21 protein-coding genes are annotated in these 26,138 nt (G+C 41.1%); 15 read left to right on the forward strand and 6 right to left on the reverse strand.

Going from position 1 to position 26,138, the window contains the following annotated elements; translation table 11 throughout:
• Positions 1-17 precede the first annotated feature (17 nt).
• The 3 genes from rlmM to PAT01_RS14220 are packed head-to-tail and all read left to right on the forward strand — an operon-like array spanning position 18 to position 4,975.
• Positions 18-1,103: a 23S rRNA (cytidine(2498)-2'-O)-methyltransferase RlmM gene (gene rlmM, locus PAT01_RS14210; protein WP_004588846.1), complete on the forward strand. Its 1,086-nt coding sequence runs from the start codon at positions 18-20 to the stop codon at positions 1,101-1,103.
• Positions 1,104-1,120: 17 nt separating this feature from the next.
• Positions 1,121-4,435 (forward strand): PKD domain-containing protein, encoded by a 3,315-nt coding sequence (locus PAT01_RS14215; protein ID WP_154945672.1) that lies wholly within the window; start codon positions 1,121-1,123, stop codon positions 4,433-4,435.
• On the forward strand, positions 4,436-4,975 hold the full coding sequence (locus tag PAT01_RS14220) for a hypothetical protein (RefSeq protein WP_154945673.1): 540 nt from the start codon (positions 4,436-4,438) through the stop codon (positions 4,973-4,975).
• 49 nt (positions 4,976-5,024) lie between these two features.
• Here the strand turns inward: PAT01_RS14220 and cysZ are convergent, their stop codons facing one another.
• Positions 5,025-5,738: a sulfate transporter CysZ gene (cysZ, locus tag PAT01_RS14225; protein WP_004588849.1), complete on the reverse strand. Its 714-nt coding sequence runs from the start codon at positions 5,736-5,738 to the stop codon at positions 5,025-5,027.
• Positions 5,739-6,124: 386 nt separating this feature from the next.
• Between cysZ and PAT01_RS14230 the strand changes: the two genes are divergently transcribed.
• The 4 genes from PAT01_RS14230 (at position 6,125) to PAT01_RS14245 (ending at position 10,611) form a co-directional block, all read left to right on the forward strand.
• A complete protein-coding gene (locus PAT01_RS14230) occupies positions 6,125-8,389 on the forward strand; it encodes a sensor domain-containing phosphodiesterase (RefSeq protein ID WP_154945674.1) in 2,265 nt (754 codons plus the stop codon).
• Positions 8,390-8,547: 158 nt separating this feature from the next.
• Positions 8,548-9,018 carry a GNAT family N-acetyltransferase gene (locus PAT01_RS14235; protein ID WP_004588851.1) on the forward strand — a complete coding sequence of 157 codons (471 nt, stop codon included), beginning with the start codon at positions 8,548-8,550 and terminating at the stop codon, positions 9,016-9,018.
• A 268-nt stretch (positions 9,019-9,286) separates the two neighbouring features.
• Positions 9,287-10,156 carry an MYG1 family protein gene (locus tag PAT01_RS14240; RefSeq protein WP_138579189.1) on the forward strand — a complete coding sequence of 290 codons (870 nt, stop codon included), beginning with the start codon at positions 9,287-9,289 and terminating at the stop codon, positions 10,154-10,156.
• A 122-nt stretch (positions 10,157-10,278) separates the two neighbouring features.
• Positions 10,279-10,611: a YnfA family protein gene (locus tag PAT01_RS14245; protein WP_029772735.1), complete on the forward strand. Its 333-nt coding sequence runs from the start codon at positions 10,279-10,281 to the stop codon at positions 10,609-10,611.
• Between the two features lie 44 nt (positions 10,612-10,655).
• Here the strand turns inward: PAT01_RS14245 and PAT01_RS14250 are convergent, their stop codons facing one another.
• Both PAT01_RS14250 and PAT01_RS14255 read right to left on the reverse strand, forming a co-directional pair.
• Positions 10,656-11,261 carry a TetR/AcrR family transcriptional regulator gene (locus PAT01_RS14250; protein WP_154945675.1) on the reverse strand — a complete coding sequence of 202 codons (606 nt, stop codon included), beginning with the start codon at positions 11,259-11,261 and terminating at the stop codon, positions 10,656-10,658.
• Positions 11,262-11,263: 2 nt separating this feature from the next.
• Complete coding sequence (locus PAT01_RS14255; protein WP_154945676.1) at positions 11,264-12,127, reverse strand: alpha/beta hydrolase; 864 nt, start codon at positions 12,125-12,127, stop codon at positions 11,264-11,266.
• 252 nt (positions 12,128-12,379) lie between these two features.
• Between PAT01_RS14255 and speA the strand changes: the two genes are divergently transcribed.
• Together speA and speB are read left to right on the forward strand one after the other, a co-directional pair.
• Positions 12,380-14,293: a biosynthetic arginine decarboxylase gene (gene speA, locus PAT01_RS14260; RefSeq protein WP_154945677.1), complete on the forward strand. Its 1,914-nt coding sequence runs from the start codon at positions 12,380-12,382 to the stop codon at positions 14,291-14,293.
• A 3-nt stretch (positions 14,294-14,296) separates the two neighbouring features.
• On the forward strand, positions 14,297-15,220 hold the full coding sequence (gene speB, locus PAT01_RS14265; RefSeq protein WP_029772730.1) for an agmatinase: 924 nt from the start codon (positions 14,297-14,299) through the stop codon (positions 15,218-15,220).
• 66 nt (positions 15,221-15,286) lie between these two features.
• On the opposite strand, the gene PAT01_RS14270 is transcribed toward speB, so the two are convergent.
• Genes PAT01_RS14270 through PAT01_RS14280 form a run of 3 tightly spaced genes read right to left on the reverse strand, consistent with a single transcriptional unit; the run spans position 15,287 to position 17,795 of the window.
• Positions 15,287-15,667: a DoxX-like family protein gene (locus tag PAT01_RS14270; protein WP_318299757.1), complete on the reverse strand. Its 381-nt coding sequence runs from the start codon at positions 15,665-15,667 to the stop codon at positions 15,287-15,289.
• Positions 15,654-16,676 carry a M48 family metallopeptidase gene (locus tag PAT01_RS14275; RefSeq protein ID WP_064384876.1) on the reverse strand — a complete coding sequence of 341 codons (1,023 nt, stop codon included), beginning with the start codon at positions 16,674-16,676 and terminating at the stop codon, positions 15,654-15,656. Before PAT01_RS14275 ends, PAT01_RS14270 begins: the two co-directional genes overlap by 14 nt.
• Before the next feature lie 9 nt (positions 16,677-16,685).
• Positions 16,686-17,795, reverse strand: coding sequence for a YjgN family protein (locus tag PAT01_RS14280; RefSeq protein WP_024034168.1), 1,110 nt, complete (start codon positions 17,793-17,795; stop codon positions 16,686-16,688).
• 162 nt (positions 17,796-17,957) lie between these two features.
• Between PAT01_RS14280 and PAT01_RS14285 the strand changes: the two genes are divergently transcribed.
• The 6 genes from PAT01_RS14285 to PAT01_RS14310 all read left to right on the forward strand — a co-directional run bounded on the left by PAT01_RS14285 (position 17,958) and on the right by PAT01_RS14310 (position 26,038).
• On the forward strand, positions 17,958-18,689 hold the full coding sequence (locus PAT01_RS14285) for an RNA methyltransferase (RefSeq protein ID WP_138579181.1): 732 nt from the start codon (positions 17,958-17,960) through the stop codon (positions 18,687-18,689).
• A gap of 67 nt (positions 18,690-18,756) precedes the next feature.
• Positions 18,757-22,152, forward strand: coding sequence for a chromosome segregation SMC family protein (locus PAT01_RS14290; RefSeq protein WP_138579179.1), 3,396 nt, complete (start codon positions 18,757-18,759; stop codon positions 22,150-22,152).
• A 71-nt stretch (positions 22,153-22,223) separates the two neighbouring features.
• A complete protein-coding gene (zipA, locus tag PAT01_RS14295) occupies positions 22,224-22,979 on the forward strand; it encodes a cell division protein ZipA (RefSeq protein ID WP_004588864.1) in 756 nt (251 codons plus the stop codon).
• 72 nt (positions 22,980-23,051) lie between these two features.
• Positions 23,052-25,070 (forward strand): NAD-dependent DNA ligase LigA, encoded by a 2,019-nt coding sequence (gene ligA / locus PAT01_RS14300; RefSeq protein ID WP_154945678.1) that lies wholly within the window; start codon positions 23,052-23,054, stop codon positions 25,068-25,070.
• Positions 25,071-25,079: 9 nt separating this feature from the next.
• Complete coding sequence (locus tag PAT01_RS14305) at positions 25,080-25,586, forward strand: DUF2919 domain-containing protein (protein WP_004588866.1); 507 nt, start codon at positions 25,080-25,082, stop codon at positions 25,584-25,586.
• Positions 25,587-25,597: 11 nt separating this feature from the next.
• Positions 25,598-26,038, forward strand: coding sequence for a hypothetical protein (locus PAT01_RS14310; RefSeq protein ID WP_024034163.1), 441 nt, complete (start codon positions 25,598-25,600; stop codon positions 26,036-26,038).
• The last annotated feature ends 100 nt before the right edge of the window (positions 26,039-26,138 follow it).

Here is a 26,138-nt window from a genome sequence, read left to right on the forward strand (position 1 = left end):
AGAGTTTAAGGGTTAATATGTCTAGTGTTGTGATTTATTGTCGTAGTGGTTTTGAAAACGATGCGGCTGCTGAAATAACGTTTCATGCTGCCGAGCAAGGTTTTGCCGGCTATGTAAAAGCCAAACCAAATACCGGCTACGTGATTTATGAATGTTTTGAAGCGCAACACAGCGACGAAATAATCAAAAAGGTCGACTTTAAAAATATGGTATTTGCGCGCCAGTGGTTTGCTGGCACGTTAATCGAAAATATGCCGGTAGAAGATAGGGTCACTGCATTAAAAGAAGCCGCAAAGGATTTTCCTTTGTGTAGTGAGTTGCGCGTAGAAACCCCCGATACTAACGAAGGCAAAGAGCTGCTTACCTTTTGTAAAAAAATATCAACGCCGTTAAAAAAAGCACTCGAAAAACAAAACACGGTATTACGTGAGCCAAAGGCAAACCGCCCGGTAATGCATGTACTATTTTTAGCAAACAATGCCGCATATGTAGGGTATTCGTATAGTTATAATAATTCGCCGTTTTTTATGGGCATTTTACGTTTACGTATGCCCAGTGACGGACCGAGCCGCTCAACGTTAAAACTTGACGAAGCCTTTAATGTTTTTATCCCTGAAAAAGAGCGAGAAGCGCGAGTACAACCAGGCATGCGAGGGGTTGATTTAGGCGCTTGCCCAGGCGGTTGGACCTATCAATTAGTACGCAGAGGCATGTTTGTTAGCGCAATAGATAATGGCCCAATGAACGATAGTTTGATGGAAACAGGCCAAGTTAAACACTTTAGAGCCGATGGTTTTAAATACCGCCCAGAAAAAAGAAATATTAACTGGTTAGTGTGCGATATGGTGGAAAAACCAACCAAAGTGACTAATCTAATGATTGACTGGGCAGTAAACGCATACGCCAAAGAGCTGATATTTAATTTAAAGCTGCCTATGAAAAAACGCTTTGATAGTGTTTATGAATGCCTAACGATGATCAAAGAAGAGCTTACTAAGTACGGTATAACCTATGAGTTGCAAGCTAAGCATTTGTATCATGATCGTGAGGAAATCACCGTTCATTTAAACGTTGTTAAGGTGCCCCAAAATTTGTATAGCTAAATCATAGAGGCATAAAAGTGGTATTAAATAATGTTTATAAATGGCTAGGATTACTTTTTTTATCACTTTTAATAGCCGGTTGCGGCGGCGGTGGCAGCGATAGTGACGCCACCGATAGTGGCTCAACTGGCAATACCGCCCCTACTGTGAGTGTTGATGTAAGCAGCAGCGTTATTGTTGCTAACCAAACCTTTACTATTACGGCTCAGGCAAGCGATAGTGACGGGCAGGTGTCTAGTTATCAATGGAAGCAGCTGTCGGGGCCTGAATTTACCTTTACTGCCAATGGCAACATACTCACAGCAACGGCCCCCAGTGTAGAGAGCGACACTGATTTTAGTTTTTCGGTGCTAGTAACCGATAATGACGGCGCAACTACAGAGCAAGTGTTTTCTGGTACTATCACGGTTCAAAACACCCCTCCCACAGTTAATATTACAGGCCCAAGCAGTGCACTGGCTAATACCCAAGTGAGTTTAATTGCTAATGCACAAGACATAGATGGCACAATTAGCACCATAGTGTGGGTACAATCTGCTGGCTCCTCCATCGAATTTAGCCAAACTGAAGGTGAATTAAGCTTTACCGCCCCAAATGTAAGTGAAAGTGAAACGCTTGGTTTTAGTGTTACTGTAACCGACAATGCTGGGGGCACTGTACAAAGCAGTGCGACGGTACTTATTACGCAATTAAATAGCGCACCTAGTGTTACCTTAGCTGGGCCTGACGAGGCAATGCAAAATGAGTCAGTGACAATAACAGCTACAGCGCAGGACAGCGATGGCATCATTAGCGAGCTAAGCTGGCAGCAAACAAACGGCCCCGTGGTCGAATTTACGCAAACCGACTCCAGCATTACGTTTAATGCTCCAACGGTTGCTCAAAATACCAATATTACCTTTTTAGCCACCGTTAGAGATAACGACGATGCAACTAATAGCGCCCAAAAAACGGTGATTGTGGTGCCGCCTAACAATCCGCCTGTGGCAGACGATGTAACCGTTGAGGTGCAATATAATTTAAGTGCTGAATTTAATTTGACGGTAAATGATGCCGATGGCGATACGGTACAAATTACTTTTCCAAATGACCTAGAAGGGGCGCAGGTGAGTGTTATTGATGCCCAAGCGCTGCGTTTTAGCTATACACCGCCTGTAAATAGTATTTCTGCAAAAAGCTACACACTGACTGCTAGTGATGGTGAAGACAGCACCAACTTTTTACTTAATACGACAATTATTGATACCAGCGCTGCAACGGTGACAGAAATAACGCCTAATGGGGCAGAAGAACCGGTATTGGTTGACACCCCCATTAGCATTACGTTTTCAGATGTGATGCTGAGCAGTTCGTTAACCGTAAATAGTAGCGCGGGGAGCTGTGAAGGCAGTGTTCAGGTATCAAGTGATGATTTTGCAAGCTGCGTTGCACTTAATGTAGAGAGCGTATCTGGTGCGCCTGATGAGACGAGTGACTATTTTAAAAACGTTAACTTAAGCGCTGATTTTTCAGAAAACACGCTTTACAAAGTGCGTGTAAATGATCAATTAGTTAATTTTTCTGGTACTGCTGCGACAGCAGGCCAAGTGAGTGAATTTACCACCTCAACCCAAGATTTAAAAATAACCGAACTCATATCGGTGCAATTTACTAATGATACGCCCTGGGTAGAGATTTATAACGGCACTGGAGAGGCTGTTAATTTACAAAACTATTCATTAAAAACGCGCGCAATTAATATGCTTGATAGCTCAGTGAGCGCAGAACAAGTATTTACATTACCCAACAAAGTATTAGAAAACGGCAGTTATATTTTACTGCAAAGTCGTTTTGGTGATGAGTTTTTAGCAAGTGCGGCACTTAATAACCCTAAAATTGTGCTGGTGGGTAACCAAAGCGATGCGCTACGCCCATACTGGTATATAAATGGCTTTGCAGAGTTATTAGATAGCGCCGCCACACAAACAATCGACTTTGTTAAATTTGGTAATTCTACCCAGCAACCGGTTAGTACCACTCAATGGCAAGGCGATAACGCACCACAAATGCAGGCCGAACAAGGGTCAAGCTTAAAACGTGCGCTTAATGCAACAGATACTAATCAAGCAAGTGATTGGGTTTACTCTGTGTTTAATACGCCGGCAGGTCAAAATGATATTAGCTGTGATACCGATACAGATTTAGATGGGATCCCTGATTGCAGTGAGCAAGAAGGCGCAACGTTTGGCGGGCTGCCTTTATATGAATGGGGCGCACGGGTAAATCAAAAAGATATATTTATAGAAATTGATTATATGGACAGTACCGATATAGGTATTACGCCACAGCGTACAGCATTAGAAAAAGTAGTGAGCGTATTTGCAAGTAACGGTTACACAGTGCATTTTGATGTAGGCGATTTGTTTGACCAAAGCACGGGTATTTCCACCGCTAACTTTGATTTAGGAGGCGGTACAACCGTACCGTTTAACAGCTACACGCCCTTTGAATATGACCAAGGTACCGCTAATTTATTTGCCTATAAAATGGAATATGCCGATACAACGCGCCGCCCAATTTTTCATTATTTATTAATGGCAAACAGTGGTAACGAAGATGGCAGCATTAGTGGCTCAGGTATTGCTGAAATAAATGGTAATGACCTAATGCTGACTATGGGCGGATGGGGATTATCGGTTGATGATCAAACATCACAAAATGTGACGAACAATTACCAAGCGTCTACTATTTTTCATGAGTTGGGGCATAATTTAGGGCTTTATCATGGCGGCGACGAAGAAGTGAACTTTAAGCCAAATCATTTAAGCTCTATGAATTATCTATATCAATTAACGGGGCTTGCAAGCATAGGTAATAACGAAGGTGATCGTTATTACGACCGGTTTTATACCAACAACATTAACTGCGACCTTGTGCCAAATACCAACAATCAAACAGGATCAACGGATGATTTTATCATTGATTATTCAAACGGCAGCGCTGCAAATATAAATGAAAGTGCTATTGATGAAAGCGCAGGATTAAATAGGCCTGGCTCTGAGGCGGTCGATTATAATTGTAATGCAATTTTAGGCGATACATTAACTAACTTTGATGCAAACCAAGACTCGCAAATTACTGTATTAACGGATACCGATGAGTGGAGCATGATTAACTTACAGTTTTACTCACAAAGTGCAGGTAACCGATTTGGTGTGGCAAATACAATGAGCCATAAGCTGTATCAACAGCAGCGTGCTCAAGCTGTTTCTACTTCATTGCCTAGCTATATAAAAGAAGCAGCGCCAAGCGAGGCTATAATTAACCTAATTAAAGCAATTAAAGAGCGCTAAATGAGCTACCGATTTATAAAAGCTGCACTTTTACAAGGAGCTATTATTTTTTTAGTTGCTGCCTGTAGCCAAGGCGCTATTAATAAAGCCAGTAGTAGCCATAGTAGTGAATGGTTACTAACTGATGCGCTTTATTATAATAACAAGCCAGTAAATTGGCAGCAAAGGCGTGTAAACGGGTGCAGCACGTGTTTAATACAAAACGACTCTGTACTACAGCCCGAGGGCATAACGCGTTTTAATACGCTTTATAGAGATGGGGCGTGGATTGCTGTACAGGAGCAAAGCAGTTTAAATGTTATAAGGTTAAAACTGCCTTTGCACACCCCCTATTTGTATGTTGAGCAATTAGCAAACGGTGAACTTAAACTGTTTAATCAGCAACACACTTATAAAACTAAAATAGGCGAAGTCATTAACATTACTTTTAAAAAGCAGTTATTCTCGATAGTGATCACAGCGTTTACTTTACAAGATGAAAAAAATGCAGCACTGCCAAGGCGCGCAAGACTAAACTACACTGCACTTAAGTTGAGATAGATAAAATAAAAGCACCAAAAGGTGCTTTTATTATTTGCCGCAGTGTTATTTAGCCCGCTCGGTATTTAGAGCGGTAATTATCTACCCACAAACGAGTAGCGCCACACACAGCAACGGGCATAACAATTAGGTTAATAAATGGGATTGCAGTGAGCAGCATAACAGCAAAGCCAAAACCATAAGATAAACCTTGTTTAGACTTTAAATCGTCTTTCATTTGTTTAAAGCCTACTTTATGGTTATCGAAGGCAAAATCTTTGTATTGCACAGCATACATCCAACATGTAAATAAAACCCATAACACTTGTCCAATAACGGGTAAAATCCACAGCAAAATAAAAAAGCCAATAGCGCGGGGTAAGTAATAGCAAAGCTTTGTCCACTCTCTGCCTACCATGCGTGGAATGTCTTTTACTAAATCAGCAAAACCGTCGTCATTTATTTTTTGTCCCGTTAAATAAAGCTCTACTTTTTCGCTGAGTAGTCCGTTAAAAGGGGCCGCAATAAAGTTAGTTATTACCGTAAATAGCATGCTGTAGCTAAATAGCACCACAAGCACGGCAATGGGCCACATTAACCATTCAAGCCAGCTTAGCCACTCAGGTAACATGTTGTTTATATAATTAAAGCTGTCGCTTAACCAACCAAATAAAAAGAATAATGAACTACCAAACAATAAAATATTAAGTAAAAGTGGAATAAGCACAAAGCGCTTAAGGCCTTTTTGGCTAATTAATTTAAAGCCTGAAAAAAAATATTCCATACCTTGTATGATCTGCACAGTAACCTCAAAAAAGACTCATATCTGCATGCAGTATAATTAGACTGATAATTTTGAACAGCCTTTTTAAGTAACAAAGTGTTAAACCTGCAAAATTTTTAAAAAGTTTTAGAGTGTGTTGGCTGGATTGTTTTTGTTATGGATGTTTATTTTTTGTTGCAAAATAATGTAGGCTTAACGCATACTAAAGTTGTTTTTTACCTATTTTATTAAAAAACAATTTCCATAATCGTAATAATAAAACTCGCGCTGTAAGTTTATTAACTATACTCATTTTAAATATATGAACTAAGAGCAGGAATTTGTTGATGCACTGCACTTTTTTAAAGTGCGTAGCAACATAAAAGTACCTAGATGCATGGTGAAGTATGAATACTGCAAAACTAAAACAATTGTTATCTCACCAGCAGGATATATTATCTAAAATCGCGTTAGGCATTGCCTTAGACGATGTTTTACAAGATATTTGTTTAGCTATAGAGCAAGTTATTGAAGACAGCTCTGCAAGATGCTCAATACTGTCTTTAACAGGTAATCAGTTATTTCATCGTGCTGCCCCAAATATTGACGATGAATATTTAAAGGCCATTAATGGTGTGTTTATAGGCCCTAATGTAGGGTCTTGTGGCACCGCAGCCTATAAAAATGAGCGAGTTATTGCGCAAAATATTGACCTTTCGCCCTTGTGGGAAGATTACAAAGATTTAGCGCACAGGTACGGTTTATATTCTTGTTGGTCAACCCCGGTTATTTCAACCACCAATGAAATATTAGGCACTTTTGCTATTTACCACGGCACCCCTAAAGCACCTACACAGCAAGATTTAGAACTCATTGACTATTTTGTACACTTTTCTAGCATAGCACTAGAAAAAAACGCAGAGTCGCTCAAAGCTAGGCAGCTAGTGGCAGATCTGCAAAAAAGTAATGAAAAATTTAAAGCATTTACGCAAGTGATGCCCGATCTTATTTTGATTTTGAACGAAGAGGGCGTCTATACCGATATTTACGGTACCTCGAGTGACTTATTACTTGAATCGCCCACCGATTTAATTGGTCAAAATGTGCAAGACTTGTTCCCAGAAAAAGATGCCGACATGATCATGGGGATTATTAAAAAAACCATTCGCACCAATGAAATGCAAATATTTGAGTACGATTTAGCCGTGCCCAAAGGCCACATAACCTTTGAAGGAAGAGCGGCTGCACTTACTAACTACCAGCCAGAAAAACCAGAACTTAAGCACGTAGTGTGGATGGCAAGAGATGTAACCCTTCGCAAAAAAGCCGAGCAAGAAGTTCAACGGCTTGCGTTTTTTGATCCACTAACAGGGCTCCCTAATAGACGAATGCTCAGCGACAGCCTAGCAAAGTGTGTGGAGCGTATTAAACGCACCAAAAAAACGGGCGCATTGCTGTTTTTAGATGTTGATAACTTTAAAAGAATAAACGATTCATTAGGCCACGGCGCCGGAGATCAAGTATTAATAGAATTAGCAAAACGCTTAGGTGGCGTAATACGATCATCTGATACTTTAGCTAGAGTGGGCGGTGATGAATTTATTATTTTACTCGAATACATTGGCGAGCATAATCACCAAGCCTGTATTGAATCTGAAATAGTCGCTAAAAAAGTACAAGGCGTGTTTAATGATAAGTTTGCAATAGGGGAGCTGGCATTTCAAGTTAGCTGCAGTATAGGTATTTGCTTAATTAACGAAGAGCACACAGCCACCGATAACATATTAAAATTTGCAGATACAGCTATGTACCGCTCTAAGGCAAAAGGTGGCAATAGCTGCAGCTTTTATGACCCTAAACTGCAAACTTTACTCGAAAACCAAGCCGAATTAGAAACGGATATTGTAAGAGCAATCGCTAATAACGAATTTTGTGCGTATTTTCAGCCGCAAATTAGTATGCAAGGAAAGGTAGTAGGTGCAGAAGCCCTGATAAGGTGGATACACCCTAATAAAGGGGTTATTGCGCCTAATCAGTTTATTCCTATTGCAGAGCAATATGGGCTGATTCAAAAACTGCAAAACATAGTGCTTCGCAATATATGCAGCCTTATTAATCAACTTAATGAAAAAAACATGATAGATGAGCACTTTAGCGTATCTATAAATATTAGTCATATACAGTTTAATTCTGCGCAGCTTACCCGTGAGCTCTGCTCTACAATTAAAGAGTTCAACATAAAACCGCAGCATATTAAACTTGAGATCACCGAAACCATGCTATCGGGCGATATTGACAGCACAATAAAGCAAATGACGGAGCTACAAGAACAAGGTTTTGTGTTTTCTATTGACGACTTTGGTACAGGGTATTCCTGTTTAGCTCATTTAAATGCTTTCCCCGTACAGGAAATAAAAATTGATAAAAGCTTTATCGATAAGATTTTAGATAAAGGCAAAGGCTTTAATATTGTTAATACGATTATAAGCCTAGGCAAAAGTTTAGACATTACCGTTGTTGCTGAAGGTGTAGAGCAAGAGGCGCAATTTGAGTTACTAAACTTGCTCAATGCAGATTGCATACAAGGCTATTTAGTCGCAAAACCTATGAATGCCAGTAATTATATTAAGTGGCATGCCCATCAATTAAAAAAGCAAAGCCTAAGTGCTTAGCAGGCTGTGCGTCGTTTTTGTAAATTAAGCTAACGTTTTAATAAAGCTATTTTTACCTTATTAAAACATTTTGTTTAAACAACACTAGGAACACGCGTATTAAGTATATATTATGAAGTCACTATAACGATTCAAAATAATAAAATGGACGACAAGAGATGCAGTTAGTCGAATTAACCCCTAAGGATCCTGATGTAGTTAATGTGTTTGCAGATATAGATAGACTGATAAACTCCTTATACCCCGTGGCTACAGCCCAATCTCTCAAATTAGAAGAATTAAGCAAAGACAACGTTTATGCAATTGGTTTAAAAAACGAAGATGGCATTATTGCCTGTGGCGCTATTGTTAAGCAAAATGACGGCGCGCTATATGGCGAAATAAGGCGTTTATACGTAAAACCAAGTTACCGTGGTAGAGGTTTTTCAAGACGCATAATGCAAAACCTACTGCATTACGCCGGCGAAACAAAAATTCCACTTATCCGATTAGAAACAGGCCCAAAGCAAACCGAATCAATTAGTTTATATGAAGATTTAGGTTTTGCGCGCTGTGCAAGCTTTGGCTCGTATCAAGATAACCCACAAAGTGTATTTATGGAGCTTGCCCTGAGCCCTGAGCCAGAATAAATAAGCTATTTACTCCTGTGTGCCTATAGCTGACTCTGTAGGCGCAAAAAATACTTCACTGTTTTTCACTGCTATCTTCGTATAAAATTCGCCACGTATATTTAATACCTGTGCACAGTAATACTTAATGATTTTAAGAGGCAAAACCTGGCTATAAACAAGCTTTTTTGCTTCAAAATAAATTACTTGATTAAGCAAACGGGTATAAACCTTTATTTAGCACTTCATAAGTGAGAATTTTATCTTTTTTAAAAGTAGCCCAAAACCAATGAGCGATTTAACAGTAGTAACCCACAGTGGTAATTTCCATGCCGATGACGTGTTTAGTATTGCGGTACTTAAGCATGTATTGCCTGCCTTTAACTTGGTACGAACCCGCGATAAAGCAGTAATAGAAAGTGCCGATATTGTTGTTGATGTAGGTGGCGAATACAACCCTGACACAGGACGCTTTGATCACCACCAACGCGGCGGCGCAGGCGAGCGCGAAAATGGCACGCCATACTCGTCATTTGGCTTAATTTGGAAAAAGTATGGTTTAGCGCTGTGTGATAATAACCAAGCGGTGGCTGATAGAGTTGACGCTGGTTTAGTCTCTACAATTGATGCCATAGATTGTGGCTACGTTAAAGGTGTGGTTGAGGGCATAACGCTTAGCCAAACGCTTTCTATGTTTAATCCAACATGGGAAGAGGAAGGCAACTTTGATGAATGCTTTGATGAAGCCGTTGAGTTTGCAGCGCGTCTATTAACCCGTTTTATTGCCTCAGCAAAAGGAAGCATTAACGCCAAAGATATTGTTGCAAAAGCAATAAAAGAGGCAAAAGATCCCCGCGTGATTATTTTAGAAAAATACACACCATGGAAAAAAACAGTACACCATTTATCAAGCGACGCTTTATTTATGGTTTACCCTTCGCAAAACGGCCAATGGATTATTCAAACTGTACCAGTAGAGCCCGGCTCGTTTGAAGACAGAAAGTCACTGCCTAAAGCGTGGGCTGGTTTATCTGATGAAGAGTTCCAAGCTGAAACAGGCTTAGACGACGCTGTATTTTGCCACAATGGTTTATTTATAGCCGGTACTAAATCGTTCGAAAGTACAATGAAGCTGGCCGACGTGGCCCTAGCTGAGTAATCTGTTTTACTTAAATATGGGTAAAAATTTCTTACCCAGAATTCGCACTATTTTAGCTAAGTAACTAGTTTGCAGTTACTTAGCTTTATTATGCTCTCGTTATTTAAATCACATCAGGTTTTATGTTTGAAGTAAAAACTATCGCGCTATTTATTATTACCGCACTGGCAGAAATTATTGGCTGTTACTTACCTTATCTTTGGCTTAAAGAAGATAAATCCATATTCCTTTTAATACCTGCAGCAATCAGTTTAGCACTATTCGCGTGGTTGCTAACGTTACACCCCGCAGCCGCTGGACGTGTGTATGCCGCGTATGGCGGTGTGTACATATGCGTGGCTTTACTGTGGTTATGGGCTGTTGATGGCGTAAAGCTTACAATGTGGGATGTAGTGGGCGGGGCGGTTGCCTTACTGGGCATGGCTATTATTATTTTTGCACCTAAAAGCGCTTAAAAAGTACGCCATATTAAAGGTAAAAAACGCCTTACATGCCACTGTTAACGCATATATCGCGCAATTAAATTGCCAACTACTTTTTTATAAGTAAGCGTTAAAGCTGGATTATCTATTAAGCTTGTTTGTACAACATGCCCAGTATATAAGCCATAAAACTCATACGCAAAAATGCTCGGCTCTTTGTCTTGGCAAAAGTAGCCTTGTGCTTGGCAGTTAACTGCAAGTTTAGTGAGGTAGTTAATCATTTTTAAGTGTTGGTCTTGCATAAACTTTCTTACCAAACAGTTGGGGCTTGCTTTAAACTCTACCGACGCTTTAATGAGCGGGCAACTTGCCTGCTTACCAGGCGATACCGTATCTAAAAAATTGAGCCACTCAAGCCAGCGTTGCTGAAAATTATTTAAATGAATTAACGCATCTTCATCAACAGATATATCAACAACCTGTTTTCTAAACTCTTCTTCGGTGTAGGCCAAAATAGCCACTTGCATATCTTCTTTATTGGCAAAGTGTGAGATCACCCCAGTACGCGACATGTTAGTCACTGCCGCTATTTTTCCTATCGACAAGCTATATAAACCATGTGCAGCCGCATAGGCCATTCCTTTGTGCAAAATATTGCGTTTAGTGCTCTCACTTTTTTTCATCGTTAATCCATAAAGCGTGTTATTTGGTCGTACACGTATTGGCTTTTTAAAATGCGCACGTGCCCCAGCTCTTGTGTGGCCACAAGTGCTGCGGGTGTGTTCTCAGTTAATAATTTTATTGCCTCAAAGCTTGCCACTGAGTCATTTTTATCATGAATAAACAGCATGTTTTCGTTAATTTTATTTTTAGAATGGTCAGGGTGAAGGTTTTGCCAGCTAATACCATATTTATCCGACACCTTATTAAGCATATTTTCTAGCATGAGCTCAGAAATACCCACTTGCCTGACCTTAGCAAACATGGCTTCAAATATTTGTGCAGGGGCAGAGATCATCACAATTTTTTTATTCTCTAAATAATGAGGCGCTAAGTTTAACAAAGCAACACCGCCCATAGAGTGTGTAACGACTCTATTAATTGTAATATTTTGCCCATTAAAGTACTCAAAAGCCGCTGTTAGCCCCTGCATATACCCGTATAAGTGCGAGGTATTGCCGTGCGAATAGCCATGGCCTATGTGATCAATTGAGTAAACATTAAAGCCTTTTTCAAGCAATTCATCTATTAAAGCAGTAAACCGATTAGTGCTATCGGCCCAGCCATGAGATAAAAATACCGTTTTAGTGTTTTCGGCTTGGCTAAAATAGTACAGGTTTACAGCGCCAAGCTCGGTAGTAAGTTTAATATTAATTGGCTGTATACATGTTCTAAATTCGTATTGGCGTCGGCTATGCGGATTACAAAATACCTTCATGGCAAGGCGGGCACTGAGTTTAGGAAATGTTTTGGTCAAACCAAAAGTGGCAGCCTTTGTTATTTTAGAAAATTTAGGTGGCTTGTTTTGATTAAAATAAATTTGTTTCATGTTTATACCAAATAAGTACAGTTGTTCTATTTTATCTTAAAAAAGAACAGCTGTACTTATTTTTTTAGCCGCATAACCAGCTTGCTTTACTAAAGGCGGTTAGCTGTAAAAGCTAAGGTGTAGGGGTTTTTTCTCTCAACACTAAAAATCACTCGTTACGAGTAAAAATACTTGTTGGACTTAAAAGTCTATTTTTCTTTTAATGCGCGCAACTAGCCGAACCGGCATTCATTAAATACAAGAGAAAGATAAATGAAAGAGACAACATCACTAGAACAAGCTCGCACGAGTTACAATGTTCGTCATTGGAGCCAAGGTTTTTTTGGTATTAATGATCAAGGTGATGTGTATGTTGCGCCAAAGGCTCACGCCCCAGATCAAACTATTGCACTTACAGATATTGCAAAACAACTTCAAGAAAAAGGCTTAAGCTTACCGGCTTTAGTGCGCTTTCCACAAATTTTACATCATCGTGTGCACAGTTTATGTGGCGCGTTTAATACCGCGATTGAAAACTATGGTTACCCAAAAGATTACCTATTAGTTTACCCAATTAAAGTAAACCAACAACGCGAAGTGGTTGAAGAAATAGTAGCAAGCCAAGCCGAATTAGAAAAAAAACAATTAGGCCTTGAGGCGGGCAGCAAACCAGAGCTATTAACTGTTTTGGCAATGGCAGAAAAAACCAGTGCAGTAATTGTATGTAATGGCTACAAAGACAAAGAGTATGTGCGCTTAGCACTGATTGGCGAAAAGCTAGGCCACAAAGTTTACATAGTGCTTGAAAAACTCTCTGAGCTCGACATGGTACTTAGCCAAGCAAAAGCGCTAAATGTTAAACCACGTATTGGTATTCGCGTTCGTTTAGCATCGCAAGGCAAAGGTAAGTGGCAAGCAAGTGGCGGTGAAAAATCTAAATTTGGTTTATCAGCGTCGCAAGTACTGCATGTAGTGAATCGTTTAAAAGAGGCTGGCCAACTTGATTTAATGCAACTTGTGCATTTTCACTTAGGCTCGCAAATGGCAAACATTCGTGATGTGCGTTTAGGTGTGAGCGAAGCCGCGCGTTTTTACTGTGAACTACGCAAATTAGGTGCAAGCATTGAGTGCTTAGATGTAGGGGGCGGTTTAGCTATTGATTACGATGGTACCCGCAGCCAATCGCATAACTCAATGAACTACAGCTTAGCTGAGTATGCAAATAATATTGTGTACACCATAGGTGATACATGTAAGCAATACGCGCAGCCCATGCCGACGATTATTTCTGAGTCGGGACGTGCACTAACGGCGCACCATGCAGTACTTATATCAAACGTGATAGGCACTGAAAGCTACGTACCAGAACAGCTAAAAGCGCCAGCAGCAGATGCACCGCTTTTATTAAATAATATGTGGGCATCTTTTGTGCAGTTAACCGATTTAACGGATGACCGCGCACTGATTGAAATTTACCACGACAGCCAAGGGGATTTAGCAGAGGCGCATAACCAGTTTGCACTTGGGCTTTTAGATTTAACGCAGCGTGCGTGGGCAGAGCAAGTTAACTTACGTATTTGTTATGAGCTTAACAAACACATGGATAACAAAAACCGTTTCCATCGCCCGATTATTGACGAGTTGAACGCACGTTTAGCCGATAAGTTTTTTGTAAACTTTTCGCTTTTTCAATCGCTTCCTGATGCGTGGGGGATTGATCAAGTGTTTCCGGTATTGCCATTAAGTGGCTTAACCGAAGCTCCAAAAAAACGCGCTGTATTACTTGATATAACCTGTGATTCAGACGGCGCACTTGAGCACTATGTTGATGGCCAAGGCATTGAAAGCACATTACCCGTGCCTGAGTACAGTGCTGATAAACCTTACTTAATGGGCTTTTTCTTAGTGGGTGCGTACCAAGAAATTTTAGGTGATATGCACAATTTATTTGGCGATACGCACAGCGCTATTATCAATATGGATGAGCAAGGCGTTGCCAGTATTAGTGAGATAAACCAAGGCGATACCGTAGCCGATATGATGCGCTATGTACATTTAGATGTTGAGAGTTTTCAACACTCGTACGCGCAGTTAGTGTCTGCAAAAATAGATAAAAATGAACAGCAAAGCGTTTTAGACGAGTTGCAAAGCGGCCTTAATGGCTACACTTATTTAGAAGAGTTATAAGCAATGTCTAGCTTGTTTGGTCATGTTGACCACTCATTGTATTCAAACGGGATGACGTTTTTACGTCGTCCTATGGTGCAAAACATTAATGCCATTGATGCAGATGTCGTTGTACTAGGCTTACCCTTTGATTTAGCAACATCGGGCCGCCCCGGTGCACGCTTAGGGCCCGATGCCATTCGCCGTGCGTCGGTACATTTAGCCTGGGAAGACACTAAATACCCGTGGACATTTCCTTTGTTTGAGCGTTTAACGGTTGCTGATGCGGGGGACTTTACTTATCCGGTAGGCGATCCTGAGTATTTTACGGCACAGCTAGAAATGGCTGCAGAACAAATACTTCGCCAAGGGGCAACGCTGTTAGGCCTTGGTGGCGATCACTTTGTAACGCTTCCGCTATTGCGCGCGCATGCAAAGATACATGGCAAAATGGCACTGGTTCATTTTGATGCGCACACTGATACATACAGCAATGGCTCGCGCTTTGATCACGGCACTATGTTTTATCATGCACCCATGGAAGGGCTGATTGATGTAGAGCACAGTATCCAAATTGGTATTCGCACCGACTTTGACCAATCAAAGCATGAGTTTGCAGTGATTGATGCAATGCAAGCTAATGATTTGCACGCTAATGAAATAGCAGCGCAAATACGTGAGCGAGTAGGCGACTTACCCGTTTACTTAACGTTTGATATAGATTGTTTAGACCCAGCATTTGCGCCAGGTACAGGCACACCTGTATGCGGTGGTTTAACATCAGATAAAGTGCTTAAAATACTGCGCGCACTAAAAGGCATAAATATGGTGGGTATGGATGTGGTAGAAGTATCACCTTCGTACGACCAAAGTGAGCTTACCGCGATTGCTGCAGCAACAATTGCCAGTGAATTATTGCACCTGTGGACACATAAAAATAAGTATTAACGCTATAAGTTAAGCACTACAAAAAAGGTATGCGCAGGCATACCTTTTTTATTTTAAAGATACCGATTATTTAGTAATTTCTTTTAACCAAATAAAACTTAACCCAATAAGCGGCAGGTTAGTGGTTACTGGGTTAAATGCTTCAATGAGTAATGGTGGCTGCATTACTACAACCGCTAACAAAAGCCCTACAAGCGCTAAAATATTTAAAATAACGATGTGCTTATTTTTATAAAACACTAATAAGCACACTCCAAATATAATTTCGCCAATACCCGCAGAACGTGTAATTAAGTCAGACACTTCTGCTGAAAAACCCGCACTACCAGTCATTAGTTTTTCAAGCGGGGCAATATGATAAAGCTTTGGAAAAAAGCCGTGGTATATCCAACTCAGCCCCACAATATAGCGAGCAATTTGTATATAACCGGGGTTATTTCCTCGCATTGTCTATTCGCTCTTGTGCACTTGGGTGGCTAGATAAATATTCGAGTAAATTATTTACCTTTTCAAGGTGTTCGTTTTCGCTGGTGTGCGCACCTTGTAATGCTTCAATGGCGTCGGCAAAGTCGTTGCTTGAATACCCTAAATGTTCAAGTTGAATGAGCGCATAGTTATCTGCCTCGCGCTCCATATCACGAGAAAACCCTTGCTGTGCAAAAGATGCCCCCGTACCAAGTACCACTTCTGCTATGCCTTCTAAATCACCAAATATAACCGCAAGTACAATGGTACTGGCTGCCGATTGCGCGGTCATGCGTACGCTATGCTGGTGGACTACGTGGCCAATTTCGTGAAGTAATACGGCTTTTAGTGCGTTGGGTTTATCGGCTAATAAATTTGCTAACTCATCGGTTACGACAATACGCCCGTGGGGCATTGCAAACGCATTCGCTCCAAAGGCCTCTGATTTATAAAACGATAACCTATAAACCGATGGCTCAAGCGAGAGCGCATTAAGCATGGTATTAAAATGTTGTTGTACTTTAGTTTGTTGCTCATTAGGCAGCTCACTGTCATCAAGCGCGAGCTTTTCAATTAGGGTAAAGCTTTGTTCACCCATTTGCTCTACTACACTGCGCGGCAGGGTATCAACACTATAAACAGCAATAGCGGGCACAACTTTATAAAGCATTAGCCACATAAAAAGCGGTGTAAAAATAATGGCCGCGATAATAGCCCATTTACTTTTTTCAAGGCGCTCTAGTAGGTCATGCTTATTTGCTTTAAAAGGCCAGCGATAATTTACATCAGTAGGAATAAAGCGGCTGCCATCATTAAAATTTAGTTCATCAGCAAGCCCAGCTAGACCAGAAGTGAGTGTTATATCGCTTATTGCATGGCTTGAAATAAGCTGGTCATCGTAGCTAATCTCAACACAGGTGTCGCTAATGTTAGCGACACCTTGCTGGTAATTGCTTGATGCTTTGGGGAAGTAATGTCCCTGTACGTGCATAATAAGCTCTTAGGTTAGCGATAGGTCAATATCAAATACATTGGCTGCTTCTTCAGCAAACGATGACTGCTCTTGTTGCGCGGTATCCACTAAATTTAGCGCACTAGGGTAAATATTAACGGTTGTAACCTCGGCAAGCATTCTCGATGTACGCACTTTGGTCCACGGGTAGGCAAGCCCTAAAGAAAACACAATGGCCAGCATATTGGTTAATAGTAATATGGCAAAAGGAATAGGCTTAAGCTCTGATTTAAATGATGCTACGTCTTCAAATTGACTGTTATCAAAAATATGGTTACGAATAGCCGCAGCCCACACAGCGGTTACTATCGCAATCATAAATACGTAAGCAATCATTAATCCACCAAACATAATGCCCATTTTGGCTGGATCTTGTGCAGCTTGTTGGTTTTCTACATTCATTAAATCAAGCCCAAATAAGCCTAATACAGCCATAAATATCACCATAGTGATAGAGCTCACCACAAAGCAAATAAGGGCGGTTAAGTAGTAGGTTTCACCTTTAAGGTTTACGGTTAATGGCGTGTCACCGTAGCTAATATTGCTATGTATGTACGTGTCGATACGTTTTAAAACATACGGCATTAATAAATAAAGGGTAAAAATACTGGCAATAGGTAAAAGAATAAAGTTAATGAAGGCTTCGCCGTAATCGCCTTTAAATGCAAAGCGTACATTTCGATGACGGGTCATACGCATATTAAAGCGCAGGCCTTGGTTAATAATCCACGGCATTAAAAAAATAAAAGCAACCGCAAATAGTAAGCCTACAAGAGGAAAAAAGCTGCTACCAAAGGAGTAAATTAAAAATACAATAACCGCTAAAATACGGCCTTTTAAAATTTGCATCGGGGTGGCTAAGTAGTCAAAGCTGTGTCCGTCAATGCGGGTGTGGCCATAAAAATATCGCATTGTGCGTACTTTTGCCCAAGCCGAGTAAATACCTAAAGTAAGTACGCTCAGTAAAATATTGACTATCCAAATACCAAAAAACTCACCGCCTTTACCGCTAAACTGTACTTTACCGCTAAAAATAGGGGCAGCAGGTTCATTTACTGCAGGGGTGGTTTCTGGGGGAGTAGGGTGTATTGATTCCATTAAAATTATATCCATGTTGTTTTTTTGTTAATTTACCTAAATTTGGTGCAAAGCTCAATCTTTAAAAGCCTTACAGCCTATAATGGCGCTGCTTTTAATATATGTGGTGCTGCACTTTAAATCATCTCTGGTATACTAGGGCGATAATTTTATGGGGCTGTTATGATTTCAAAAAACCAACTCAAGCTTATTCGCCAACTTGGCCAAAAAAAGTACCGAAAGCAATATAATCAATACCTTGTACAAGGTGAAAAAAACGTACTTGAGTTGTTAAACGGCCCATTAAAGGCGGTTGATATATTTGCAACACAGGCGTTTATAAATACTCACCAAAACCAGTTTCCACATGTAGATTTTACGCCAGCAGAAGAAGAGTCGCTGACTAAAGTCAGTACCTTAGTGAGTAATAACGCGGCCATTGCAGTGGTTGATATGCCAAAGGCTGATTTACCTAATAATACCGGCTTAATATTGGCGCTTGATGGGGTTTCTGATCCGGGGAATTTAGGCACTATTATCAGAGTTGCTGATTGGTATGGCATTAAACATATAGTAACAAGTACCGACAGCGCCGATGCTTACAACCCTAAAACAATTAGCGCTACCATGGGTTCGTTTGTCAGAGTATCGGTAAGCCAAGTAGAGCTACCTGAATACTTACAAACATTAAATATGCCTATTTATGGGGCATTTTTAGATGGGCAAAGCGTACATACAACGGACCTTAGCGCAAAGGGTGTATTGCTTATGGGCAGTGAGTCGCATGGCATACGCGAGCAGTGTGCAAAATTAGTAAGCGACAAAATAACCATACCGGCTTTTGGTGAGGCAGAGTCACTTAATGTAGCAATGGCCACAGGTATTATTTTAGATAACTTTAAACGCCAAGCTTAACTTTTTAACTGTTTATGAGTTAAATTGTTTGTAAGTAATAACAATAATAATCGGTAATAACAATAAGATGCGCTTAAGCACTATTAAATTAGCGGGCTTTAAATCGTTTGTAGAGCCCACTAAAATTCCATTCCCTGATCAAATGACGTGTGTTGTTGGGCCTAACGGCTGCGGCAAATCAAACGTAATTGACGCTGTGCGATGGGTGCTTGGTGAAAGCTCAGCTAAAAACTTACGTGGCGATGCCATGACCGATGTTATTTTTAATGGCTCAACTAATCGTAAACCTATCTCGCAAGCCTCAGTAGAGCTTATTTTTGATAATACCCAAGGTGATTTACCTAATACATTTGCCCACAGAAACCAAATAGCGATTAAGCGTTTAGTAACACGCGATGGCCAATCGCTGTACTTTTTAAATGGGAGCAAATGTCGTAAGCGCGATATTACCGATATATTTTTAGGCACCGGGCTTGGCCCGCGTAGTTACGCAATTATAGAGCAAGGGATGATCTCGCGTTTAATCGAGAGCAAACCTCAAGAGCTGCGCGTATTTTTAGAAGAAGCCGCGGGCGTGTCTAAATACAAAGAACGCCGCCGCGAAACGCAAACCCGAATTAAAAGTACCCGCGAAAACCTTGAGCGTTTACTTGATGTGCGCAAAGAGTTACAAGCGCAACTAGATAAACTGGCTGTGCAGTCGGTTGATGCGAAAAAATACCGAGATTTAAAAGCGCAAGAGCGTACCTTAAAAGGCCAAGTGGCTGTATTAAAATGGCAAAAGCTGCATCAACAACAGCTTGAAAAAAGTGAGCAAATTAAAAAGCTTAATGAGCAAATCGCCTTTTTTAAAACGGCCCACTCAGGCCACGACGATGTGCTTGCAAGCCTAGAGGCTCAAGTAAATGCAGAGCAAGATGCGCTTAACGATGCGCAGCATCAGCAACACGTTACCCACACAGAGTTGACCCGCGCCGAACAACAACACATTAATATTAAACAGCAAACGCAAACACTTAAACAAAGTGTGGCTAAGCTTGAGCAGAGAAAGCTGCAAAGTGAAGCGCTAAAAACACAGCAGCAAAATGTGTGTGAGCAGTTAGCAGTGAGCCACCAAGAGATAAGCGAGTACAGTTTAGAGTGCAGCGAACAAGTTGAAGAGCTTACCCTTACACTTGCAGATTTAGCTGATGAAAAAAATAAGCACACAGCCGTGTGGCAAAGCCTTAATCAACAACAGCACGCGCTTAATAATAAAGTACAGGCGCAGCAAAGTAGTGTTAAGCAAACAGAGCAAGCCGTAACCCATGTAAACACACAGCTAAGCCAACTAAATAACCAAATTGATGATATTAAAAGTAGCCAATTAGAGCAGCAACTAGCCGAGCAACAAAAATACAAACAAACCCTTACTCAAGAGCTTGCCAGTAAGCAAACGGCGCAAACACACTGCACCGCAGCGCTTAAAGAGCAAACCGATTTAGTAAATGACGCTGAGCAACAGCATCAGCAAAGCTTACAGCACGTTAATGAACTAAAAGCTCGCATTGCTGGGCTTAAAAGCAGTTTAGGGATTGAAGATGACAATAAGCAGCACACTTTATTTAATCAATTACAGGTAAAACCAGGGTTTGAACATATAGTTGAACAGGCACTGCAAACGCTTGAGCACCTAAACGTAGCTGATGTGCAAAGCAACAATAGTGTGTGGCCGCATAAAAGTGAAATACCAGTCAATAGCGTTGCGGCGTTAATTACTGAGGGTGTTTATCCCGATTTATTGACCCGTATTGCGTACAGCGAAAACGCTGAACTCGCTGCGTTAAATGATACGTTTTATATTGCGGTTATGGATAAAAGCGGTGCTTTACATGCTCGAAACTGGCACCGTAGCGCAGACAAAAACGCCGAAAACTCACAACTTTTAAAACACACACAGTTAAAGCAAAAAACAGCGAGCTTAGTAGAGGCCGAAAATACCCTCGCACGGGATTTTGAGAATCTTAATGCGCTAAAAACACAGCAGCAAAAGCTGAGTGATGAGTTAGCAGTACTTAAAAATGCAATTCATCAATTAGCACAAAACATTGCCGTGGCCACTACGCGCAGCGACATGTTAAAAGAGCAAGTAGCACAATTTTTACAGCAACTAGAAAAGTACCAGCAACAAAAGCGTGCATTAACCACTGAGCAATCACAATTATTAAAAACGCTCGATGAACACAACAGTGCGCTTGAAGTGTTACAGCAACAGCAACATAACTTAGCTGACGAACTGGCAAGCGCCGACGCTGCTTGCACACGCAGTAATACTGCATACAGCCAAGCTGCAGCTACACTTGAGCAATATAAAACACAAGCGCATCAGGCCACGTTAAAAGAGCAAAAAGCACACAGTGAGTGGCAGCTTAGTCAAACAAAGCTTAATCATGCTGAGCAAGAGCTCATGAGTGCGCAAGAAGAAGCGCAAGAGCTGCAAGCGCAAATGGAAGCGTTGCTAATACCCGAGCAAGAGCTCACTGAGCAAATAGCACAGCTTTTAATAAAACATCAGCAGGGCGAAGCTAGCTTGGTTGCGTTACAAAAAAAGCTTAACGAGGCAAAGCAAACACTTATAAGTAAACAAGCCAGCCTTAAGCACTCTCAAGGTGAGCTGACAGGTTTGCAAGAACAACATCAAAAGCTAAGCATTGAAGAGCAAAGCCTAATTATAAAAGCGCAGGCAGCACTTGAGCCGCTTGAAGAATTAAAGCAAAGTTTAAAAAGTGTTTTAGATACACTACCTGATTCACTGAGTTTAAATGCAGCGCAAAATCAGATCAGTGGGCTTGTGCATCAATTAGATAAGCTAGGTCCAGTTAATTTAGCCGCAATAGATGAGTTTGAAAAAGCTAAAGAGCGCAGTGATTATCTGAATAATCAACTTGAGGATTTAACCAAAGCGCTAAATACGCTTGAAGGGGCGATTCGTAAAATTGACAGCGAAACCAAAACACGCTTTAAAGCTACCTTCGATCAAGTGAACAACGACTTTGCCGAGCTATTTCCAAAAGTATTTGGTGGTGGTAGCGCGTATTTAGAATTAACCAGTGACGATTTACTCGAAAGTGGTGTTAGTATAATGGCACAGCCACCAGGTAAGAAAAATTCGACAATTCATCTGTTAAGTGGTGGAGAAAAAGCGCTGAGCGCATTATCATTGGTGTTTTCTATATTCAGGCTCAATCCAGCTCCATTCTGTATGCTGGATGAAGTAGATGCGCCGCTTGATGATGCTAACGTGGTACGTTTTTGCCGTTTGGTTGAAGAAATGTCACAATCGGTGCAGTTTATTTATATTAGTCATAATAAAATTGCGATGGAAATGGCAGGGCGTTTAACTGGCGTTACCATGGCAGAGCCAGGCGTATCACGCATGGTAGCAGTAGATATAGAACAAGCAGTGCAACTTGCACATACATAACAGTTTATTTAAGCGTATTAGTGTTAATTAATACACGGGTTTAGGCATAACAAATAATAAAAGGTGAGGGGATGGCCGAAGAACTAAGATTGGTTTTAATTGTGATCAGTGTACTTGTCATAGGTGGCTTATTAGTACATGGTTTATGGTCAGTTAGAAAAAAAGACAGCCCAGAGGTAGCGCCTTCAGAGCGGGTTGAACCAATGCAAGATACACCTTCGCATACACCAGTTGAACCTAAAGAGCCGGTTGTTGCCCAGCGAGATGAGCCGCAATTTGGTGAGCTAAACTTTGATGCAAACGAGCCGCAAATAGATACTAGCGTGGCGCAAACACCCATTGAAGACGACCTGCAAGTAGTTCAAGAGCCAGAGCTAGAACCAGAGCCAGAGAGCGAAAAAGAAGCGCCAGCAGATGTGTCTGACTTTGTTATTGTGCATATTCAAATGCCTGAGGGACTAAGCATGCAAGGCAGTAAGTTATTGCCTGCAGTAAATACCTTAGGATTTAAATATTCAGAAGAAGGCTTTTTTAATCGCCACATAGACCCTGCAGGGCAAGGTCCAGTGTTATTTAGATTAGTAAATATGTATAACCCAGGTACGTTTGATATTGATAATATGGAACAGTTTAGCACCGCAGGGGTTAGCTTATTTATGACTTTACCTTGTGAAGGCGACGGGCTAGCTGCTTTTAATATGTTACATAGCGCAGCTAAGAAAATTGCCGATGAATTTGGTGCACAAATTTTAGATGCCGAGCGTGAAGAAATGACCGTTGAGCGCGTTCGTCAATATGTTGAGCAGGTTCGTGCATTTTCTGCGTAATTTATACGCACACATTATTTTTATTAAGCCACTTACCTAAAAGTGGCTTTTTTTATGTTTTTTGAGGTTTAAATGTCTAGCAGCATTAGTGAGCAAATTAATCATCTTCGTAGTACGTTAGAGCAACACAACTACAATTATTATGTCCTTGATACACCCAGTATTCCTGATGCAGAATACGATAGACTATTGCGCGAGTTAAGCGCCCTTGAAAGAGAAAACCCAGAATTTTTAACGCCAGACTCACCCACTCAAAAGGTAGGAGGCGCTGCGCTGAGTAAATTTGAACAAGTTGCTCACCAAGTGCCTATGCTATCGCTTGATAACGCCTTTAGTGAAGAAGAATTTAGCGCCTTTAACCGCCGTATTAAAGAGCGTTTAATGAGCCAAGATGAGCTCACTTTTTGTTGTGAGCCTAAGTTAGATGGCTTGGCTGTGTCGATTATTTACCGTGACGGCGTGCTTGTGCAGGCCGCAACTCGTGGCGATGGTTTTACTGGCGAGAATATTACACAAAATGTAAAAACAATCCGTAACGTGCCCCTTAAGCTGCGTGGCGATTACCCCGCAGAGCTTGAAGTACGTGGCGAAGTATTTATGGATAGCGCTGGGTTTGAAAAACTAAACAGCGAAGCCGAAAAACGTGGCGAAAAAGTATTTGTAAATCCTCGAAATGCAGCCGCAGGTAGCCTACGCCAACTTGATTCAAAAATCACCGCTAAGCGCCCGCTAATGTTTTATGCGTATAGCACTGGGCTGGTGGCCGATGGCACAATCCCTGAGGATCACTACCAACAATTGGCAAAATTAACCGATTGGGGTTTACCGCTGTGCCCAGAAACAAAGTTAGTTGAAGGTACGCAAGCGGCTTTAGATTACTACAGTGATATTTTAACGCGCAGAAGCGAGCTTAAATATGAAATTGATGGCGTAGTAATTAAAATAAACCAAAAAGCCTTACAAGAGCGTTTAGGGTTTGTTGCACGTGCACCGCGCTGGGCAATTGCTTATAAGTTTCCTGCGCAAGAAGAAATAACCCAGTTACTTGATGTAGAATTTCAGGTTGGTCGCACAGGCGCAATAACGCCGGTAGCGCGTTTAGAGCCTGTATTTGTAGGCGGTGTTACGGTATCAAACGCAACGCTGCACAATGGCGATGAAATAGCCCGTTTAGGCGTAAAGGTAGGCGATACAGTAATTATACGCCGCGCCGGCGATGTTATTCCGCAAATTACACAAGTAGTACTTGAGCGCCGCCCAGATGATGCACGCGACATTGTATTTCCTGCCAGTTGCCCCATTTGTGACTCACACGTTGAAAAAGTAGAAGGCGAGGCCGTGGCTCGTTGTACCGGTGGCTTAGTGTGCCAAGCTCAGCGTAAACAAGCGATAAAGCATTTCGCATCACGCAAAGCGCTTGATATAGATGGCTTAGGCGACAAAATAGTTGATCAGCTGGTTGATAGAGAGTTGGTAAAAACCCCCGCAGATTTATTTATATTAAAACAAGGTCACTTTGAGTCACTTGAGCGTATGGGTCCTAAGTCGGCTAAAAACTTAGTCGATGCGCTTGAAGCTGCAAAGACAACTACGCTTGCAAAGTTTTTATATTCGCTGGGTATTCGTGAGGTTGGCGAGGCCACAGCGCAAAACTTAGCAAATCATTTTTTAACACTTGAAAAGGTAACCCAAGCCAGTATTGAAAGCCTTACACAAGTGAGCGATGTAGGGGTTATTGTAGCAACTCATGTTCGTGGCTTTTTTGATGGGCAACATAATGTAGATGTAGTTAATGCTTTAATTGAACAAGGCATTAATTGGCCAGCGCTAACGCCGCCTTCAGAGGATGAGCAACCCTTAGCTGGGCTAACCTATGTATTAACTGGCACTCTTAATACTTTAAACCGAAGCGATGCTAAAGCACGCTTACAACAGTTAGGTGCAAAAGTAGCCGGTAGTGTGTCGGCTAAAACAGATGCATTGGTGGCGGGCGAAAAAGCCGGCTCTAAATTAACTAAAGCACAAGATTTAGGCATAGACATACTTAGCGAAGATGACTTAATTGCACTGTTTGATAAGTACAATGCTTAGGGTAGTAAAATGAGCCGATATGGACCCGAGTACTGGGATAAATACGGAAGCTACCGTACGCCGATTGCATTTCATCTAAGTTTATTGGTGTTACTACGTGCGTATTTTATTTGGGTTATAGCGGCGCTGAGTCGTCGCCCTGAGCTTGATTTAATGTCGCTATTTTTTAAATCTAAAAACGATTTTTTTATCGCAATTTCGATTGGCGCTATTGCGATAGTGCCCACTTTTTTATTTTGCTTAAGACGACCGCGCGACTCTCATCAACAAAGTGCGCGTTTAGCGATGGTGTGGCGCTACATGCGCTGGCCGTTACTTGTGTGTGCAATAACCGACTTAAGCTGGTTAACAATACAAGCTGCACATAGTCATTACAGGTTTTCATTATTTTTAGCTGTGCAAATGGTGATTGTGTTTTGGGTAATGTGGTACTTGGCAAAGAGTCGTTATTTGCAGGTGTTTTTTAACGATTGGCCAGAGCCTACCGAAAAAGCAGATGATAAAAACGCTAAATAAAAGGGAGCTAAATGGATAACATTAATAAAAAAATTGCCATTGTAGTGCTTGGTATTGGCATTATTTTAGGCGCTTTGGTGTTGTTTACATCGCTAACTGATCATATTTGGTTTTCTGCCGTAATAGGATTATGGTTATTTGTGTTTTGTTCGTGTTGTTACAGGCTGACACCCGCCTTTAAAAAGCGCAATACGCTTGATAATTTTATTCAGCGCGATGCACAGCACTTAATGTTATTTAGCTTGGCAGGTTTCTTTGATAAAAAATTTGGCCCGCAATGGCTTGTTATTGGCAACATTGAACATATAGAAAGTAAGAACGATGAGCTTATTATTCATAGCAATAACGAGCGACAATTTAGTGTAAGTTTACCCGCACAAAAAAATGACATAGACGCCTACATGAAGCGCATACTTTCAGATCACGAAAAGCAAACTATTCGCTTTAGTTAGGGGCTGTTGAACTTTGCGGATTAAAGTTTGTTCAAACTAGGGGCTATTTAATCGCGGCGCGAAGTTTGTAACCTAGTGGGCTAAGTAAAAGCTGAGCAAA

Source organism: Pseudoalteromonas atlantica, assembly GCA_007988745.1.
Taxonomy (GTDB): domain Bacteria; phylum Pseudomonadota; class Gammaproteobacteria; order Enterobacterales; family Alteromonadaceae; genus Pseudoalteromonas; species Pseudoalteromonas atlantica.

Excerpts from the sequence above, each read along its gene's own strand:
- PAT01_RS14240 (WP_138579189.1), top strand. The coding sequence starts at position 9,287 with ATGAGCGATTTAACAGTAGTAACCCACAGTGGTAATTTCCATGCCGAT.
- PAT01_RS14270 (WP_318299757.1), bottom strand. The coding sequence starts at position 15,667 with ATGCGAGGAAATAACCCCGGTTATATACAAATTGCTCGCTATATTGTG.
- zipA (WP_004588864.1), top strand. The coding sequence starts at position 22,224 with ATGGCCGAAGAACTAAGATTGGTTTTAATTGTGATCAGTGTACTTGTC.
- PAT01_RS14285 (WP_138579181.1), top strand. The coding sequence starts at position 17,958 with ATGATTTCAAAAAACCAACTCAAGCTTATTCGCCAACTTGGCCAAAAA.
- PAT01_RS14245 (WP_029772735.1), top strand. The coding sequence starts at position 10,279 with ATGTTTGAAGTAAAAACTATCGCGCTATTTATTATTACCGCACTGGCA.
- speB (WP_029772730.1), top strand. The coding sequence starts at position 14,297 with ATGTCTAGCTTGTTTGGTCATGTTGACCACTCATTGTATTCAAACGGG.
- PAT01_RS14220 (WP_154945673.1), top strand. The coding sequence starts at position 4,436 with ATGAGCTACCGATTTATAAAAGCTGCACTTTTACAAGGAGCTATTATT.
- PAT01_RS14310 (WP_024034163.1), top strand. The coding sequence starts at position 25,598 with ATGGATAACATTAATAAAAAAATTGCCATTGTAGTGCTTGGTATTGGC.
- PAT01_RS14250 (WP_154945675.1), bottom strand. The coding sequence starts at position 11,261 with ATGAAAAAAAGTGAGAGCACTAAACGCAATATTTTGCACAAAGGAATG.
- PAT01_RS14235 (WP_004588851.1), top strand. The coding sequence starts at position 8,548 with ATGCAGTTAGTCGAATTAACCCCTAAGGATCCTGATGTAGTTAATGTG.
- cysZ (WP_004588849.1), bottom strand. The coding sequence starts at position 5,738 with ATGGAATATTTTTTTTCAGGCTTTAAATTAATTAGCCAAAAAGGCCTT.
- PAT01_RS14255 (WP_154945676.1), bottom strand. The coding sequence starts at position 12,127 with ATGAAACAAATTTATTTTAATCAAAACAAGCCACCTAAATTTTCTAAA.
- PAT01_RS14230 (WP_154945674.1), top strand. The coding sequence starts at position 6,125 with ATGAATACTGCAAAACTAAAACAATTGTTATCTCACCAGCAGGATATA.
- speA (WP_154945677.1), top strand. The coding sequence starts at position 12,380 with ATGAAAGAGACAACATCACTAGAACAAGCTCGCACGAGTTACAATGTT.
- PAT01_RS14280 (WP_024034168.1), bottom strand. The coding sequence starts at position 17,795 with ATGGAATCAATACACCCTACTCCCCCAGAAACCACCCCTGCAGTAAAT.
- PAT01_RS14275 (WP_064384876.1), bottom strand. The coding sequence starts at position 16,676 with ATGCACGTACAGGGACATTACTTCCCCAAAGCATCAAGCAATTACCAG.
- PAT01_RS14290 (WP_138579179.1), top strand. The coding sequence starts at position 18,757 with ATGCGCTTAAGCACTATTAAATTAGCGGGCTTTAAATCGTTTGTAGAG.
- rlmM (WP_004588846.1), top strand. The coding sequence starts at position 18 with ATGTCTAGTGTTGTGATTTATTGTCGTAGTGGTTTTGAAAACGATGCG.
- PAT01_RS14305 (WP_004588866.1), top strand. The coding sequence starts at position 25,080 with ATGAGCCGATATGGACCCGAGTACTGGGATAAATACGGAAGCTACCGT.
- ligA (WP_154945678.1), top strand. The coding sequence starts at position 23,052 with ATGTCTAGCAGCATTAGTGAGCAAATTAATCATCTTCGTAGTACGTTA.